We start from the raw sequence: 16,148 nt of genomic DNA on the forward strand, positions 1-16,148 counted from the left end.
GCTCCGGGCTTCGATCCTGGATGGAAAAGGAAGCGCGTCGGTCGGGGAAGCCTCGGCCCGCTCCCGATCGCCGCGCCAAGCATCAGTGGTCGTGATGAAGGTAGCTGGCTTGCTTCGGCAGCCGCCAGCTCACCAGAAAGGCGACCGCCATCATCAAGGTCACATACCAGTAGAAAGCGGATTCGTGACCGAGCGATTTCAGCCCCAGCGCCACGTATTCCGCCGAGCCACCGAAGATCGCGTTGGCGACCGCGTAAGCCAGACCCACGCCGAGCGCACGCACTTCGGGTGGAAACATCTCCGCCTTGACGATGCCACTGATCGATGTGTAGAAGCTCACGACGGCCAATGCCAGGATGATGAGCAGGAAAGCCGCGATGGGACTCGTGACGTGCTGCAGGCCACTCAGGATCGGCACCGTGGCGACCGCGCCGAGCGCGCCGAACAGCAGCATGTTGTTCCGGCGCCCGATGCGATCCGAGAGGGCGCCGAACAGCGGTTGCATGCACATGTAGACGAACAGTGCGCAGGTCATGACATAGCTGGTCGTCTTGATCGGCATGCCCACCGTGTTCACCAGGTACTTCTGCATGTAGGTGGTGAACGTGTAGAAGATGAGCGACCCGCCGGCGGTGAAGCCCAACACGGTGAAGAAGGCCGCCTTGTGGTGCCTGAACAGGTGCGCCAGGCTGCCGGATTCCTTGTTCTTGAGATTTTCCGCCGTTTGCGTCTCCTGCAGCGTGCGGCGCAACAGCAGGGCCACGACCGCCGCGATGGCGCCGATGACGAAGGGAATGCGCCAGCCCCAGGCCTTGAGCTCGGCTTCATCGAGCAATTGCTCCAGCACCACGATGACGAGCACGGCCAGCAATTGGCCGCCGATCAAGGTGACGTACTGGAACGACGAGAAGAACCCGCGCTGACCGCGCAGCGCCACTTCGCTCATGTAGGTCGCCGTGGTGCCGTATTCGCCGCCCACCGACAGCCCCTGGAACAGCCGGCAGACCAACAGCAGGAAGGGCGCCCAGGCACCGATCTGCGCATAGGTCGGCAGGCAGGCAATGGCCAGTGAGCCACCGCACATCATCGTCACCGAGATCAGCATGGACGTCTTGCGGCCATGCTTGTCGGCGACGCGGCCGAACAGCCACCCGCCGATCGGACGCATCAGGAAGCCCGCCGCGAAGACGCCTGCCGTGTTCAGCAACTGCGCCGTCGGATCCGATTTGGGGAAGAAGGACGGCGCGAAGTACAGCGCGGAAAACGCGTAGACGTAGAAGTCGAACCACTCGACCAAATTGCCGGAAGAGGCCGCCATGATCGCGAAGATGCGGCTTCGCTTCTCGGTCGCGGTGTAGGGACGCGGGGTGTCGGAGGACGAGTCTGTGGACATGAATCAGCTTTGTTGGGAATATTTTTGCTGTGGCCGATTCTGCGACCCGGTGAAACCCTTGGATGTCGGAGTCGGTCTTGTTTGACCGGCACGAAGGGAGATGCGCACCGTCTGCCGCGCATGCATCGATCCGTGCGACGTGCGGCATCGAAAGCGGTCAACAAGAATGTGACACCGCATGGGCGCAGATGCCGCGGCGAGTTCGGCTGCGCAATGCCAAATGAGTCCGAATGCTGCGCTCGAAGCAGTCACGAGGTTCGAGCGTTCACCCGACGATGAAACCCGGCCAAGCGTCGCGCTCGATCCCTCGACGTCGACATCCGGCCCTGCCAGGTTCGCCGGTCGATGACCGGCCATGCATCCCGGGATGCACGCTGGCCTTGAAAGAGGTCGCCGGCCACGCGGCTGATCGCGTCTCGGCCCCGCACCGGGCGATCGGGCTCGTACATGACCGGTGCGTCGGTGAACGATTCGTGCACGGCCGAGGCGCGCTGGGCGTCATCGCGTTCATTGAAAACGCGCTCGAGATCGGCGCGAAGCGACGAGTCGAAATCGAACGGCGCGCCGGTGATCGCTGATCGGTGAACGGTCGGTCATGCGGGTTCCGGACGTGAGGGGCCGGCGAGCGGTCGCGTCGCCGAGGTCAGCCGAATCGCACGAGTTCGAGCGCGCTCGACGGCCCGCCCGGGAATCGCGACCGACGCCCGCCCTCGGCGAGCGTGCCGAGGTCGATGCCGGCGAAGCCGAGCCGATCGATCAGGGCGGCCACGGTGGCGTTGGCCCGGGCATCGTCGCCAGCGAGAAACAGCACGCACCAGCCACCGCGTTCGACGGGATCGGCCGAGCGCAACGCCGGACGCAGGTGATTGAAAGCCTTGACGACCCGTGCGTCCGGGACCAGGCGGGCGAATGCCTCGCTGGACGTGCGGCCGTGGAGGGCGATGGGCTCGAACAGGGGGCTTCGACGGGATTGTTGGCGTCGATGACGATGCGTCCCCCGAATGGTGGCAGGCCCGCCAGCGCCTCGGGCAGCCTCGACCCGTGCACGGCGACCAAGACGATCGGCTGGGCCGCGGTTTCTGTTCGCGGGACCCGGCACGGATGCCGGGGCCCCGGGGACTGCACCAGGGCCGGCGCCCGTGCGGCGGACCGTTCGCCGCACGCAGGGCAGGATGAAAGCGAAGGTCCCCGCGGGACCTTCTATAGGGGCTGTTGGAAGAGGCGACGTGGTGTTCAGCGTGCGGCTCGAGCGACTTCGCTGAGCAGCCGCTGGGCCGCGGGGGCCGACGAGGCCGGGTTCTGGCCGGTAATCAGCAGGCCGTCGACGATCACGTAGGGTCCCCAATCCGGACCCTTGGCGTACACGCCACCCTTGGCCTTGAGTTCGTCCTCGACAAGGAACGGCACGATCGTCGTCAAGCCGACACCGTCTTCCTCGGTGTTGGCGAAGCCCGTGACCTGGCGGCCTTCGACCCAGGGCCGTCCGTCGGCCGCTTTGACGTGACGCAGGACGCCGGGCGCATGGCACACCAGCGCGACGTGCTTGCCGGCGCCGAGGAACGACTCGATCAACGCGATCGAGTGCTTGTCCTCGGCCAGGTCCCACAGCGGGCCGTGGCCGCCGGGATAGAAGACGGTGTCGAAGTCCGCCGGGTCGATCGTGTCCAGCCGCACCGTGGCGGCCAGCTGGGCCGTGGCGACCGCGTCGGCCTCGAAGCGGCGGGTCGAGTCGGTCTGGGACGAGGCCTCGTTGCTCTTCGGATCGAGCGGCGGCTGACCACCCTTCGGCGAGGCAAGGGTGATCTCGGCGCCGGCAGCCTGGAACGCGTAGTACGGCGCGGCCAGTTCCTCCAGCCAGAAACCGGTCTTGCGGCCCGTGTTGCCGAGTTGGTCGTGCGAGGTCAGGACGATGAGGACTTTCATGGGAACTCCAGTGGATAAAAAATAGACCGGTCGACTAACGACGCGGCGAAGAAAAGCGCAGGACCGGGGCGATGGGTGGCCGGTACTCACGCGGACAAGTGAAGCATGTGACGGGTGGTGGTCAGCGCGGTTTCGAACGGCTGCAGATCGCGCACGATCTTCGCCATCACGCTCGCGCCGAGCCAGAGCTGGTAGAGGCCTTGCGCGACCCGTTCCGGCGTGTCGTCGATCGACAGGGAGCCTTCGGCGGCGGCGGTCTCGATGGCGATGGCCAGGCGGGAGATGATCGCGGCGGTGCCCCGGTTCATGGCCGCGCGCAGCGTCTCCGACAGATCCGCCACCTCGGCGCCCAGCTTCACAGCCAGGCACTTCCCCTGGCAGTCCAGGAACGACTGGCTCTCCTGCCAGCTTGCGAAGTAGCTCATGAGGCGCTGCGCCATGTCGGAGCCGGGCTTGGCGAGCGTCGTGTCGATCTCGGCCAGGTAGTCCTCGAAATAGGCCTCGATCAGCGCTTCGCCGAACGCGTTCTTGGAACCGAAGTAGTGATAGAACGAGCCTTTGGGCACGCCTGCGGTCGTCAGGATCTCGTTCAAGCCGACGGCTGAAAACCCCTTGCTCGCCATGAGTCGCTGGCCCGACGCGAGGATGTTGTCGCGGGTGTCGTTGGACGGTGCAGGGGTGACGGAAGGCATGCGGTGACTCTAACAACAAATAGACCGGTCGTCTAGTGAGCGTTCGGTTGATCGAGTTGCGTCGGAGCGCTGATGGCGACGACGGTGGCGAACTGGCGTGTCGGGCCGGTGGCCCCGGTCCGACAGGGGGGCGACCCGGTCGACCGAGTCGAGAGCGACGTCGCGGATTGCACAGTTTGGGGACCAGGCCGCGTTCCGCTGCGGACGCGCGGCACAGGATTCGTGACGAAGCGGACTCCGAACCGCGCCGGGGTCCCGCTCAGTTCGTCGCGAAGCAGTACATCAGGCCTGCGCTGCCGCTCATCTTGAGCTGGTCGATGCTGCAGCCGCGCGTGCCATGCGAAGCGTTCCAGGAGGCGTTGGCCACCGGATCGGGGTTGGTGCCCTTGTGATCGTGATGGCCCACGATGGCGGAGCCGCCGTCACTGCGAGTCCAATTACCGCATGTCGTGTCCTTGCCAGGGTCTGGCACCGCCAGGGTGCCGTCGGGACGCGAACCGGTGAGGATGTCGTGGCGGTTGACCGGGTCGCCGAAGCCGGAAACGACCTCGCCCTTTTCGGTCAGCGACGTGTCCTTGCCTACACGGGCGTTGGCACTGTGCAGGTCGGCCAGGCTGGTGGCGACGACGACACCCTTGGCGTTGGTCCAGGGGCCGGCGCCGATCCGGTCACGTGCGTTGACAGCCGGCTGCCCGTTCATGGCCGTGGTGCTCAGGTAGGCGCGCCAGGTCTTGCCACCGGCCCCGGCGCCGGATGCCAGCGACTGGCAGAAGCGGTCGGCACCGACCAGGCCGCCGAGATCGCCGCCCTGGCCTGGATTGACGCTGGTGACGAAGAAGCTCATCGGCGTGCCGCCCGACGGCTTGATGGCACCGCAACCCAGGACCAGAGCAGCCGCCGCGGCGGCGACGCCTGCGGAAAGAACGAGACGACGGGACATCGGAGCACTCCTGGGGTTGTGGAAGCGGCGAAGGCTAGCGCACTGTGGCGCCAGCGGCAATTGGTGCTGTCAGGGGCGTGTGCGCAGGGCATGACCCTGCAGCAGGCGCGTCGCACCCAGCGTGACCGCGCAGCCGTCGATCGGGTGAACCTGATCGGGCCTGACGCCCACCGACGCCGAACTGGCGTGTCGCTTCGGTGCCTTTCAGCGTCGACGTCTCGCGCACATGGCGACCGGCGGTGCTCCGCAGATCCGGCGCATGCCCCGGGACGCCAAGCTCGCCGAACCGCAGGCGGGGTCGTGCCGACAAGACCATGGACGCGCGCGACGTGTCGCTCTGCGCCCTGGAAACCACGGCCGTCGCGGCCGCATCGTTCAGGTCCTGCGATCGAGGCAGGTGGTGGAGCGCATGAATCTCGTGCTTCGTCAGCCCAGGCGCTGTGGAACATGCGCTGCAGCATCGACATGGATCGGTTGCACCTGCCGGAGCTGCTTCGCTGGGCGTCGCCGATACGGCACACGCATCCGTCCACTTCCCGCGCCTTTGCAAGCAGTCGACGAACGCGCGTTGCCGCCGATGTTCACGACGCTGGTCGAGCACGATCCATTGCATGCCGATCGCACCGAACATGCACGCCAATCGGCGCTGGCGGATGTCGATGTCCGAATCCATGAGGTAAGCGGTCAGATGCACGGGCACGCGCGTGCACTGCCTCACGCGTCGGTTGCGCGGGATGTCCTGGAAGCAGTTTGCAATTGGCTTCCGGCCGGGCGCTTATCCGATGTTGCCGGGCAGTCCCGAGCGGCGTCTTGTCCTCGCAGCGCGATCGCATGACCAACCAGATTTTCAGCTTGCAGTCTTCGCGGCCACGCGATGCACCCACTCGACGAATGCTTCGACAGCGGGTCGCTTGGCATGACGGACCGGATAGACCACGAAGTGTCCCTTGATCGGAATGGCCATGGTCTGCGGAAAAACAGGTTTCAGTTTTCTCTCGGCGATGTGCGAGGCTGCGATCGTGGAACTCTCCAGCGCAATGCCGAGACCCAACGTGGCCGCATCCAAGGCCATCTGCGCGCGGTCGAAGCGCACGGCGAACACGTCGGGCGAACGCCGGTCCGTGAACCGCAGGAACCAATCCGGCCATTGCACCACGCTCACATTGCTCTGGATCAATGGAAGCTCGAACAGCTGCTCCGGCCTCTTCAGCTTGTGTTCCCGGATGAAGCTGGGGCTGGCCAGCGGAAGCACTTTCTCCTCGAACAATGGCTCGACGATCAGGTCCGGCCAATGAGGAACGCCGTAGCGGATGTCGACGTCGGCCTGGCCGAGCGCGAAGTCGCTCGTTGTATGCGCAGCGGACAGGTTCAGCGAGATCTCGGGATGCTCCTGTGAAAAAGCGCGCAGCCTGGGCATGAGCCAGAGGCTGGCGATGCTCGGCGCCGAGTGGACGAAGAGGCTGTTGCCGTTGCCTTGGCGCAGGTCGTCGGTCGCGGACGACAGCGCCATCAGCGCACCGGAGACGCGGCGTTGGTACGTCTCCCCAGCGACGCTGAGCCTGACGCCGTGCGCGCTGCGTTCGAACAGGCGGACCCCGAGTTGCGCCTCCAACCTGGAAATCTGATGACTCACCGCAGAGGCGGTCAGGTGGAGTTCGGACGCCGCAATGGCGAAGCTGCGCCGCCTCGCAACGGCCTCGAAAGCCAACAACGTGCTGATGGGTGGGATGGTGCTCATCCTGGGGTCAACCCGGCTGTAAGGTGAAGGAACTTCATCTTACTCTGACCAAACATCCCTTGTCGTCATCGTTGAGCCCACAAACAATCGCGTCGTTCACAAACAAGGAGACGTGATGCTGTTGAAAGACAAGGTCGTGATGATCACCGGCGGCGCGGGCCTCAATGGCCTGGGCTATGCGACCGCCCGCAACATGGTCGAGCAGGGCGCGCGCGTGGTCATCCTCGACCTCGAGCGGGCCGACCCGGCCGGTGCCGCTTCGCGGCTCGGAGAAGGCCACCTCGGGCTGGTCGCCGATGTGACGTCCAAGGCATCGTGCGAGGCCGCGGCCGCCGCGGTGCTCGAGACCTGCGGTCGGATCGACGTCCTCGTGAACAACGCGGGCATCACCCAACCCGTCAAGACGCTGGCGATCACCGGCGCCGACTACGACCGCATCCTGGACGTCAGCCTGCGCGGAACGCTCTACATGTCGCAGGCGGTCCTGCCGGCCATGCGCGAGCGGAAAGCGGGCTCGATCATCTGCATTTCCTCGGTATCGGCCCAGCGGGGAGGCGGCATTTTCGGCGGGCCTCACTACTCCGCGGCAAAGGCGGGCGTGCTCGGTCTGGCACGTGCCATGGCACGCGAATTCGGCATCGAGGGCATTCGCGTGAACAGCATCACGCCGGGTCTGGTGGAGACCGACATCACCCAAGGCAAGCTGAGCGACGCCCAGAAGACGCAGATCTCCGAAACCATCCCCCTGGCGCGTCTGGGCCGGCCCCAGGACGTCGCCGGTGCGTGCGTGTTTCTCGCCAGCGACCTGTCCGCCTACTGCACCGGCATCACGCTGGATGTGAACGGCGGCATGTTGATTCACTGAACGTTCAGACGGAGACAAGAACCATGAAGAACAAGATCGTTGCACGCACCGTGCTGGCCATCGCGGTGGGCTGCCTCTGGGCGCCGCTGGCCGCCCAGGCGCAGGCCATCAAGCTCACGCTGGGCCATGGCGCCGCACCGGGCAACCCACGCCACGAAGCCGCCTTGAAGTTCGCCGAAGTCGCCAAGGCGCAGAGCGGTGGCCGGATCGAGGTGTCCGTGGCGCCGTCCGCTCAATTGGGCGACGACGCGGCCATGGTCACCGCGATCCGCACCGGGGCGCTCGATCTCTCGGCGAACTCGCAGGGCGCCGTCGCGACGGCGGTCCCTGAATACGCGGCCTTCGGCATGCCGTTCCTGTTCTCCACTCCGGCGGACGCCTTCAGACTGCTCGATGGCGCGCTGGGCAAGGAACTGGCCGACAAGTCCGTGGCCAAGGGCATGGTGGTACTGGGCTACTGGGACAACGGCATCCGCCACATGACCAACAGCAAGCGCCCGATCGTCAAGGTGGACGACATGAAGGGGCTCAAGATGCGCACCCCACCGGATGCCGTGCTGGTGGACATCATGCAAGCCCTCGGTGCCGACGCGCAGCAGATCAAGTTCGCCGAGCTCTACGTGGCGCTGCAGCAGGGTGTGGTCGACGGCCAGGAGAACCCGCTGGTCAACTTCCACGCCAGCAAGCTGTACGAGGTCCAAAAGCATCTGGCGCTCACCAGCCACATGTTCCAGATGACCCCGCTCCTCATGAGCAAGCGCAGTTGGGATCGGCTGACCAACGACGATCGCAAGGCGCTGACCGAGGCGGCCGCAGAGGCCACGACGCTGCAGCGAAAGCTGTCGCAGGACGCCGACGACAAGCTGCTCGACGACCTCAGGGCCAAGGGCGTGCAGGTGACCAAGGTCGACAAGGCGGAATTCGCCAAGGCGACGGCGGTCGTGGACGCCAAATGGCGCAGCGGCCCCATCGGCCCCTACGTGACCAAGGTGATCGATTCGGCGCGCACGCGCTGACCCTGGCAGACCGGTTCGCGGATGCGCCGCGAATCGACATTTCCGGAGACAAACAATGAACGCGATTGAACGTGGCGTGGCCGCGCTGTGTCAGGTCGTACTGTGGATCAGTACGTCCGTCATCTTCCTCATCCTGGTGGCGAATACCGTGCTGCGCTACGCCACCGGTGCCAGTCTGCAATGGGCCAACGAGGTACCGGAAGTTCTCTTCCCGTGGCTGGTGATGTCCGGTGTGGTCCTGGCCGCGCTGCAGGGCGCCCACATCACGACGACCTTCCTGATGGACGCGGTGTCGGCCGGTGCACGCCGCGTGGTCGCCACGCTGTCCTGGCTCGCCGTCGCCGGCCTCTATGCCACGTTGGCGACGGCCACGTTCCGCATGCTGGAGATCGTGCACGACGAGAAGTCGCCCATGCTGCAGATCCCGGGCTCGCTGACCTACGGGTGCGTGATGGCCGGCATGGCGCTGCTGTCCTTGCTGGCCTTGCAATCGGCTTGGTTCAGTTGGAACGCCCAGCCGGCCTCACCCCCGGACCCCGAAGCCGACCCCGCCGTGCCGGTGGCGCATTGGTAAGCGGTCTCTGAGAGAACATCATGAGTGCCTTGATTCTTCTTGTCTTCATGGGTGCGGCGTGCATCGCCATGCCCATCGCCCATGCGTTGCTCATCGCGGCGATGGCTGCCGCGGCGACCTCCGACCGTGTGCCGCTGGACCTGCTGGTGCAGCAGATGGTGGCCCAGGTGCAAAGCTTTCCGCTCATCGCGATCCCGTTCTTCATGTTGACGGGCTCCCTGATGATGGGCGGAAAGCTCGGCGCCGCGCTGGTGGGTGTGCTGTCCGCACTGATCGGCCGGTTCCACGGCGGCCCGGCGCAGGTCGGCGTCCTGTCGTCCACCCTGTTCGGCGGCGTCTCCGGCTCGGCCGTGGCGGACGCGTCGGCCATCGGCTCCCTGATGATTCCGTGGCACAAACGGCTGGGTTATCCGGCGGCGTTCTCGGCGGCGACGCTGGCGTCGGCAGCCACCATCGACATCCTGATTCCGCCCTCGATTCCGCTGATCCTCTACGCCTTGTCGGCGAACGCCTCGATCGCCGCGCTGTTCGTCGCCGGCATCCTGCCGGGTCTGGTGATGTGCGGGGGCTTCATGTTCATGTGCTGGTGGGTCGGCAAGCGGCGCAATTTCCCACGGGACCGGTCGCCGTTCGACCTGGCGGCCTTCCGCACGCACCTGCTCTATGCCTTGCCGGCCGTGCTGCTGCCCGTCCTGATCGTCGTCTTCCTGCGCTTCGGCATCGCGACGCCGACCGAGGTGGCCGTGCTGTCGACGCTCTATGCGGGGGTCGTGTCGGCGGTCGTCTACCGTGACCTCGGGCTCAGGCGGTTGCATGAAGCCGTCGTGCATGCCGGTCTGGCCACCGGCGTGGTGTTGCTGGTGATCATGGCCTCGGCCGCGATCGGCTGGCTGCTCACGTTCGACCAGATGCCACAAGGCATCGTGGCGTGGGTGGGCGACAACGTGCATCAGGCCTGGCTCGTGATCTTCATGATGAACCTGATGATGCTGTTCGTGGGCATGTTCATCGACCTGCCGGCGGCAGTGCTCCTGCTGACCCCCGTCTTCGTGCCGTTGGCCACCGCGGTCGGCATGGACCTCACGCAGCTCGGAATCATGATGGTCGTGAACCTGGCCATCGGGCTGTACACGCCGCCGGTGGGCACCACGCTGTTCATCACCAGCGCGCTGGCCAAGGTCAAGGTCGGCCAGACGGTGCGCGAACTCGGGCCGTTCTACCTGGTCGCCTTCGGCGTGCTGGCACTCGTCTCCTATGTCCCCGCCTTCATCCTGCGCTGACCTCTTCTTCACTCTTCAGGAACGCTCGAAATGACGAACCTCTCCGACGCACCCGCGCACCTCGCGCAGTGCGCCTACCGCATCCGCCGCTACGCCCTGCGCATGGGCGAGGTCCAGGGCCAGGGCTACATCGGTCAGGCCCTGGGATGGGCGGACGTGCTGGCGGTCGCCTACGGCCATGCATTGAAGTTCAGGGCCGATGAGCCCGACTGGGAGGGTCGTGACCGCTTCCTGCTCTCGCACGGCCACTACGCCATCGCCTTCTACGCCGCGCTGATCGAGGCGGGCATCATTCCTCAGGACGAACTGGAGAGCTACGGCAGCGACGACAGCCGACTGCCCATGTCGGGAATGGCGACCTACACGCCGGGCATGGAGATGTCGGGTGGATCACTGGGTCAAGGACTGCCCATCGGCGTGGGCATGGCCCTGGCGCTGCGGCTGAAGAAGAACCCGGCGTTCGTCTACAACTCGATGTCGGATGGAGAACTGGACGAAGGCTCGACCTGGGAAGCCGCCCTCGGCGCCGCACACCATGGCCTGTCCAACCTGATCTGTCTGGTGGACATCAACAACCAGCAAGCCGACGGTCCCTCGGGAAAGGTCATGGGATTCGAACCCCTCGCCGACAAGTGGGCCGCTTTCGGCTGGCATGTCCAGCGCGTGGACGGCAACGACCTTTCCGCCGTGATCGCCGCGTTCGACATCGCGCGCGCGCTGAAGGACCCCAAGCCGCGCGTCATCCTCTTCGACACCCTGATGGGCAAGGGCGTGCCCTTCCTGGAGCAGCGCGACAAGAACCATTTCATACGCGTCGACCCGCCCGAGTGGCAGCAGGCGCTCGACCATCTCGACCAGTCCCAGTGAGGAGCAGATCCCGATGAACACGCCCATCACGCCCATCACGCCCGTGAAGCCGAGGTTGACCACCTCGGCGATGATTGCTTCGATCGCGGCCGAAGGCCAACGCGTCAAGGCCGCGCCTTTCGGCAAAGCACTCGTCGAACTGGCACGCGACCGGCCCGACATCGTCGGCCTGACCGCGGACCTCGCCAAGTACACCGACCTGCACCTGTTCGCCCAGGCCCATCCCGAGCGATTCTTCCAGATGGGGATGGCGGAGCAGCTGCTGATGGCGGCCGCCGGCGGCATGGCGAAGGAAGGCTTCGTTCCTTTCGCCACGACCTACGCCGTGTTCGGCACGCGACGCGCGTACGACTTCATCCATCAGGTGATCGCGGAAGAAAATCTCAACGTCAAGATCTGCTGTGCCCTGCCGGGTCTGACGACGGGCTATGGCCCCAGTCATCAGGCGACCGAAGACCTCGCGATGATGCGCGGCATTCCTGGCCTCACGATCGTCGACCCGTGCGATGCACTGGACATCGAGCAGGCCGTTCCACAGATCGCCGCGCACGCGGGACCGGTCTACATGCGCCTGGCGAGAGGCAATGTGCCCCTGGTCCTGGACGAGTACGACTACAGGTTCGAGCTCGGCAAGGCCAAGCTGCTGCGCGGCGGCTCGGACGTGCTGGTCATCTCCAGCGGGTTCATGACCATGCGCTCGCTCGAAGCGGCGGCGCAGCTCGGATCGGATGCGGTGGACGTCGCGGTCCTCCATGTGCCCACCATCAAGCCCCTGGACGAACAGACGATTCTCGACGAGGTCGGCCGGCCGGGTCGCCTGGTCGTGGTGGCGGAAAACCATTCGGTCATCGGCGGCCTGGGCGAGGCGATCGCGTCGCTGCTCATGCGCACCGGGGTTTTCCCCGCCTACCGACAGATCGCGCTGCCCGACGCGTTTCTCGACGCCGGCGCACTTCCGACGCTCCACGACCGCTATGGCATCTCGACGGATGCCGTCTGCCGGAAAATCAAGGAATGGCTGCGCTGAGGCGACCGGGCCCTGCCATGGCCAGGCGCATCACTGCGGCGTCTTCAGCCTGTCTGCGGGCTGGGTCTCCATCGCAGCCGTGAGGGCCGGTCGGCAGGGCTCGCTCGCCCCTCGCTGACGTGCCGGACCCGCGGCGTGCTCACGCCGAAGCGCGCAGCCGCCGGCAGCGCTGGCAGCCCGCCCCGCAACGCGGACCACGACGGGCGGCCATGGTTCACCGATGGCCCTGTCACTTGATGGCGAAGCGCACCGTCGTCGTCTTGCTGCCGTCGGTGACCATGGCCACGGCCTTGGCGCCCTTGTCCAGGGTCACGCCTTTGGCTTCGAGCCTGTTGCCGCCGGCCGGGGTCAGCGGCACCTCGGACTTGTCGCTGCCCCGGAGCACGGTGAGCTTGCCGCTCAGCGTCCTGGTGTCGTAGGCCTTGTCGTGGTCGTCGACGTACAGCGCCGCGCCGTCGGGCGTCGCGACGAGTTCGAACGACAGGTCGTTGGCGCTCTGCACGACACCGCCGTGCCGGGCGGCGGCAGTGCCATGGGCCGACACGGTGGCAGCGCCCAGCGTGGCGGCGCTCAGCAGCAGGGTGGCGAGCAGGCGGGAGAAATTGCGGGTCATGAGAGGATTCCTTGGATCGGAGCGGTTGCGGGAAGAAGGACGGGCGTGCGGGAGGGTGGACGTCAGTAGGTCGCTGGCGGGCGCACCGGCGACGTCGCCTCGCCGGGGTCGGCGTCGGTCGCGACCAGGCGCTCGGTGGCCCGGCGTCCGAAGCGCCAGAACAGCAGCGGGGTGAGCAGGGTGTCGAGGAGTGTCGAGCTGATCAGTCCACCGAAGATCACCACCGCCACCGGATGCAGCACCTCCTTGCCCGGCGCGTCGGCCGCCAGCAGCAGCGGCGTCAGGGCGAAGGCCGCGACCAGGGCCGTCATCAGCACCGGCGTCAGGCGCTCCAGCGAGCCGCGCACGATCATCGACGGCGTGAAGCGTTCGCCCTCGAACCGGCACAGGTTGATGCAGTGGCTGATCTTCAGGATGCCGTTGCGCGTGGCGATGCCCGCCAGCGTGATGAAGCCCACCATCGAGGCCACCGACAGGCTGATGCCGCCGAGCCACATCGCGACCACGCTGCCGATGAGCGCCAGCGGGATGTTGGCCATGATGATCGCCGCGAGCACGACGGACCGGTAGCGCGAGAACAGCACCAGGAAGATCAGCGCGAGCGAGACCACGGACAACCCGATGATGAGATTCATGGCCTGTTCCTGGGCCTGGAACTGGCCTTCCAGGCTGATGAAGGCGCCGTCGGGCAGCGACGTCCCGCCGATCACCGACCGGATGTCGGCGACCACGCGGCCCATGTCGGACCCGTCGGTGTTGGCGTAGACCACGATGCGCCGCCGGCCGTTCTCGCGCCCGATCTGGTTGGGCCCGTCGGTCTCCTGCACCGTGGCGAAGCTGGAAACCGGCAACCGGCCGGCGGGCGTGTCGACCAGCGTGTTGGCCAGGTCCTGGGGGCCGCGCCGGTGGTCGGGCAGGCGCAGGACGAGCTCGTAGCGGCGCGACCCGTCGACGATGGTGGCGCCGTGCGCGCCATCGGTGAGCGTCTGCAGGATGCGGATGGCCTCGCCCGGCGCCAATCCCGTCTGTGCCAGCTTGCGCGGGTCGATGCGCACCGCGATCTGCGGGATAAGCACCTGTTTTTCCACCGACAGGTCGACCAGACCCGGGATGCCCGCCAGGCCTTGGCGCACCTGCTCGCCCAGGCTGCGCAGCGTGTCGGTGTCCTCCGCGAAGACCTTCAAGGCGATCTGTGCGCGCACGCCCGAGAGCAGGTGATCGAGCCGGTGCGAGATCGGCTGGCCGATCGCGATCTGGGCCGGCAGCACCGCCAGGCGAGCGCGGATGTCGGCCGTGATGGCTTCCCGGTCGCGCCCGGAGCGCTTCAGATCGACATCGATCTCGGACGAATGCACGCCCTCGGCATGTTCGTCGAGTTCGGCGCGGCCGGTGCGGCGGCCCACCTGCGTCACCTCGGGCACTTCGGCGATGAGCGTTTCGGCCAGCGTGCCCATGCGGTTGGCTTCGGCCAGCGCGGTGCCGGGGTCGAAGACCATGCCCAGCACCAGCGAACCCTCGTTGAACGCCGGCAGGAAGGCACGCGGGAGGAAGGGCACGCTCGCCGCGGCCACGACGACGGCCGCCGCCGCGATGGCGGTCAGCCACCGGGCGCGCGGAAACGACCAGTTCAGCACACGCTCGTCCCAGCCCTTGAGGCGTGCGACCAGTGGACCGTCGCCGCGGTCGAGCCGCTTCATCCGCGGCAGCAGGAGGCTGCACAGCACCGGCGTGACCGTCATGGAAACCGCCATCGACGCCAGGATCGACGCGATGTAGGCGATGCCCAGCGGCGAGAACAGGCGGCCCTCGATGCCCGGCAGCGCGAACAGCGGGACGAACACCAGCACCACGATCGCCGTGGCATAGACGATGCCCGATCGCACCTCGACGCTAGCCCGTCGCACCACCTCCGGCACCGGCAGCGGCCTGGCGGCCGCACGGTTCTGCTTCAGGCGCCGCAGGACGTTCTCGACGTCGACCACCGCGTCGTCGACCAGCTCGCCGATGGCGATCGCCAGGCCGCCCAGGGTCATGACGTTGAGGGACTGGCCCAGCAGCTTGAAGATCAGGATCGTCACGGCCAGCGACAGCGGGATGGCGACCAGCGAGATCAGCGTCGTGCGCGCGGACAGCAGAAAGGCGAACAGCACGATCGCCACCATGATCGCGCCGTCGCGCAGGGCATCGCTCACGTTGCCGATCGACGCCTCGATGAAATCGGCCTGCTGGAACAGCACTTTCGGCGCGGCCAGGCCGCCCGGCATGGCCTGGGTCATCTCGGCCAGTACGGTCTCGATGGCGCGCGTGAGCTGCACGGTGTCGGTCGAGGGCTGCTTCTGCACGCTGACGATGACGGCCGGCGCACCGTCGTGGCCGGCGTCGCCGCGCTTCATGGCGGGCGCGAAGCGCACCGTCGCCACCTGCTCGAGCAGCACGGCGCGGCCGTCCTTCCAGGCCACGGCGATGCCGCGCAGGTCCTCGACGCGGTTCGTGCGTCCGAGATGACGGATGAGGAACTCGCGGCCGTTCAGGTCGATGAATCCACCGCCCGCGTTGCCGGCGAAACCGCGCAGGGCCTGCTCGACCTGGGTGAGCGAGACGCCGAACTGCGCCATGCGCGCCGTGTCGGGCTCCACACGCAGCTGGCGCACGTCGCCGCCGATCGGGATGACTTGCGAGACACCGCGGATCGACAGCAGGCGCGGACGCAGCACGAAGTCGGTCCACTCGCGCGAGCGCATCGGATCGGCGGTCGCCTTGCCGTCGGCCGACCCCAGGGGCAGGGCGATCAGCATGACCTCGCCCATGATCGAGGAGACCGGTCCCATGACCGGGGTGACGCCCGCCGGCAGCTGCGCATCGATCACGCTCAGCCGCTCGGCCACCAGCTGGCGGTTGCGGTAGATGTCGGTACCCCAGTCGAACTCGGCATAGACGATCGACAGCCCGACGCCGGAGGTGGAACGGACGCGGGTGACCCCCGGCGTGCCGTTGAGGGCGGTCTCCAGCGGAAAGGTCACGAGCTGCTCGACCTCCTCGGGCGCCATGCCGCCGGCCTCGGTCAGCACGGTGACGAGCGGTTTGTCGAGGTCGGGAAACACGTCGACGGGCGCGCGCCAGGCGGTGAAGGCGCCGCAGACCAGCAGCAGGGCGGCGATGGCCAGCACGAACAGGCGGTTGTGCAGGCTGCTTCGGACGATCCAGTCGAACATTCGGTCGG

14 protein-coding genes and 1 pseudogene are annotated in these 16,148 nt (G+C 66.8%); 7 read left to right on the forward strand and 8 right to left on the reverse strand.

Going from position 1 to position 16,148, the window contains the following annotated elements; all coding sequences use genetic code 11:
- Positions 1 to 82: 82 nt before the first annotated feature.
- Positions 83 to 1,393 carry an MFS family transporter gene (locus NF681_00800; protein ID UST52546.1) on the reverse strand — a complete coding sequence of 437 codons (1,311 nt, stop codon included), beginning with the start codon at positions 1,391 to 1,393 and terminating at the stop codon, positions 83 to 85.
- 230 nt (positions 1,394 to 1,623) lie between these two features.
- Here NF681_00800 and NF681_00805 point away from each other — a divergent pair, with 230 nt between their 5' ends.
- Positions 1,624 to 1,971 (forward strand): hypothetical protein, encoded by a 348-nt coding sequence (locus NF681_00805; protein UST52547.1) that lies wholly within the window; start codon positions 1,624 to 1,626, stop codon positions 1,969 to 1,971.
- A 65-nt stretch (positions 1,972 to 2,036) separates the two neighbouring features.
- On the opposite strand, the pseudogene NF681_00810 reads toward NF681_00805, so the two are convergent.
- The 5 genes and pseudogenes from NF681_00810 to NF681_00830 form a co-directional block, all read right to left on the reverse strand.
- Positions 2,037 to 2,502, reverse strand: a pseudogene (locus NF681_00810) (NADP oxidoreductase).
- A 124-nt stretch (positions 2,503 to 2,626) separates the two neighbouring features.
- Positions 2,627 to 3,316, reverse strand: coding sequence for a type 1 glutamine amidotransferase domain-containing protein (locus NF681_00815; GenBank protein ID UST52548.1), 690 nt, complete (start codon positions 3,314 to 3,316; stop codon positions 2,627 to 2,629).
- Positions 3,317 to 3,402: 86 nt separating this feature from the next.
- Positions 3,403 to 4,008, reverse strand: coding sequence for a TetR/AcrR family transcriptional regulator (locus NF681_00820; GenBank protein UST52549.1), 606 nt, complete (start codon positions 4,006 to 4,008; stop codon positions 3,403 to 3,405).
- Between the two features lie 259 nt (positions 4,009 to 4,267).
- Complete coding sequence (locus NF681_00825; protein ID UST52550.1) at positions 4,268 to 4,948, reverse strand: hypothetical protein; 681 nt, start codon at positions 4,946 to 4,948, stop codon at positions 4,268 to 4,270.
- An 847-nt stretch (positions 4,949 to 5,795) separates the two neighbouring features.
- Positions 5,796 to 6,686, reverse strand: a complete 891-nt coding sequence (locus NF681_00830; protein ID UST52551.1) for a LysR substrate-binding domain-containing protein — start codon at positions 6,684 to 6,686, stop codon at positions 5,796 to 5,798.
- Positions 6,687 to 6,801: 115 nt separating this feature from the next.
- On the opposite strand from NF681_00830, the gene NF681_00835 reads away from it, so the two are divergent.
- The 6 genes from NF681_00835 to NF681_00860 are packed head-to-tail and all read left to right on the forward strand — an operon-like array spanning position 6,802 to position 12,315.
- Positions 6,802 to 7,551, forward strand: coding sequence for an SDR family oxidoreductase (locus tag NF681_00835; GenBank protein ID UST52552.1), 750 nt, complete (start codon positions 6,802 to 6,804; stop codon positions 7,549 to 7,551).
- 23 nt (positions 7,552 to 7,574) lie between these two features.
- Positions 7,575 to 8,567, forward strand: a complete 993-nt coding sequence (locus tag NF681_00840; GenBank protein ID UST52553.1) for a TRAP transporter substrate-binding protein — start codon at positions 7,575 to 7,577, stop codon at positions 8,565 to 8,567.
- 55 nt (positions 8,568 to 8,622) lie between these two features.
- Complete coding sequence (locus tag NF681_00845; GenBank protein UST52554.1) at positions 8,623 to 9,141, forward strand: TRAP transporter small permease; 519 nt, start codon at positions 8,623 to 8,625, stop codon at positions 9,139 to 9,141.
- A gap of 20 nt (positions 9,142 to 9,161) precedes the next feature.
- Positions 9,162 to 10,421, forward strand: a complete 1,260-nt coding sequence (locus tag NF681_00850) for a TRAP transporter large permease (protein ID UST52555.1) — start codon at positions 9,162 to 9,164, stop codon at positions 10,419 to 10,421.
- A gap of 30 nt (positions 10,422 to 10,451) precedes the next feature.
- Entirely contained in the window at positions 10,452 to 11,288 is an 837-nt protein-coding gene (locus tag NF681_00855) for a transketolase (GenBank protein UST52556.1), read from the forward strand.
- A gap of 13 nt (positions 11,289 to 11,301) precedes the next feature.
- Entirely contained in the window at positions 11,302 to 12,315 is a 1,014-nt protein-coding gene (locus tag NF681_00860) for a transketolase family protein (protein UST52557.1), read from the forward strand.
- Positions 12,316 to 12,544: 229 nt separating this feature from the next.
- Here the strand turns inward: NF681_00860 and NF681_00865 are convergent, their stop codons facing one another.
- A complete protein-coding gene (locus NF681_00865) occupies positions 12,545 to 12,928 on the reverse strand; it encodes a hypothetical protein (protein UST52558.1) in 384 nt (127 codons plus the stop codon).
- A gap of 62 nt (positions 12,929 to 12,990) precedes the next feature.
- Positions 12,991 to 16,140, reverse strand: coding sequence for an efflux RND transporter permease subunit (locus NF681_00870; protein ID UST52559.1), 3,150 nt, complete (start codon positions 16,138 to 16,140; stop codon positions 12,991 to 12,993).
- Positions 16,141 to 16,148: the final 8 nt, after the last annotated feature.

The sequence above is a fragment of the Comamonadaceae bacterium OTU4NAUVB1 genome, assembly GCA_024372625.1.
Lineage (GTDB): Bacteria > Pseudomonadota > Gammaproteobacteria > Burkholderiales > Burkholderiaceae_C > Variovorax.

Coding starts and splice junctions, on each gene's coding strand:
- NF681_00835 (UST52552.1), top strand. CDS start 6,802: ATGCTGTTGAAAGACAAGGTCGTGATGATCACCGGCGGCGCGGGCCTC.
- NF681_00840 (UST52553.1), top strand. CDS start 7,575: ATGAAGAACAAGATCGTTGCACGCACCGTGCTGGCCATCGCGGTGGGC.
- NF681_00800 (UST52546.1), bottom strand. CDS start 1,393: ATGTCCACAGACTCGTCCTCCGACACCCCGCGTCCCTACACCGCGACC.
- NF681_00850 (UST52555.1), top strand. CDS start 9,162: ATGAGTGCCTTGATTCTTCTTGTCTTCATGGGTGCGGCGTGCATCGCC.
- NF681_00820 (UST52549.1), bottom strand. CDS start 4,008: ATGCCTTCCGTCACCCCTGCACCGTCCAACGACACCCGCGACAACATC.
- NF681_00830 (UST52551.1), bottom strand. CDS start 6,686: ATGAGCACCATCCCACCCATCAGCACGTTGTTGGCTTTCGAGGCCGTT.
- NF681_00865 (UST52558.1), bottom strand. CDS start 12,928: ATGACCCGCAATTTCTCCCGCCTGCTCGCCACCCTGCTGCTGAGCGCC.
- NF681_00805 (UST52547.1), top strand. CDS start 1,624: ATGCTGCGCTCGAAGCAGTCACGAGGTTCGAGCGTTCACCCGACGATG.
- NF681_00860 (UST52557.1), top strand. CDS start 11,302: ATGAACACGCCCATCACGCCCATCACGCCCGTGAAGCCGAGGTTGACC.
- NF681_00825 (UST52550.1), bottom strand. CDS start 4,948: ATGTCCCGTCGTCTCGTTCTTTCCGCAGGCGTCGCCGCCGCGGCGGCT.
- NF681_00845 (UST52554.1), top strand. CDS start 8,623: ATGAACGCGATTGAACGTGGCGTGGCCGCGCTGTGTCAGGTCGTACTG.
- NF681_00870 (UST52559.1), bottom strand. CDS start 16,140: ATGTTCGACTGGATCGTCCGAAGCAGCCTGCACAACCGCCTGTTCGTG.
- NF681_00815 (UST52548.1), bottom strand. CDS start 3,316: ATGAAAGTCCTCATCGTCCTGACCTCGCACGACCAACTCGGCAACACG.
- NF681_00855 (UST52556.1), top strand. CDS start 10,452: ATGACGAACCTCTCCGACGCACCCGCGCACCTCGCGCAGTGCGCCTAC.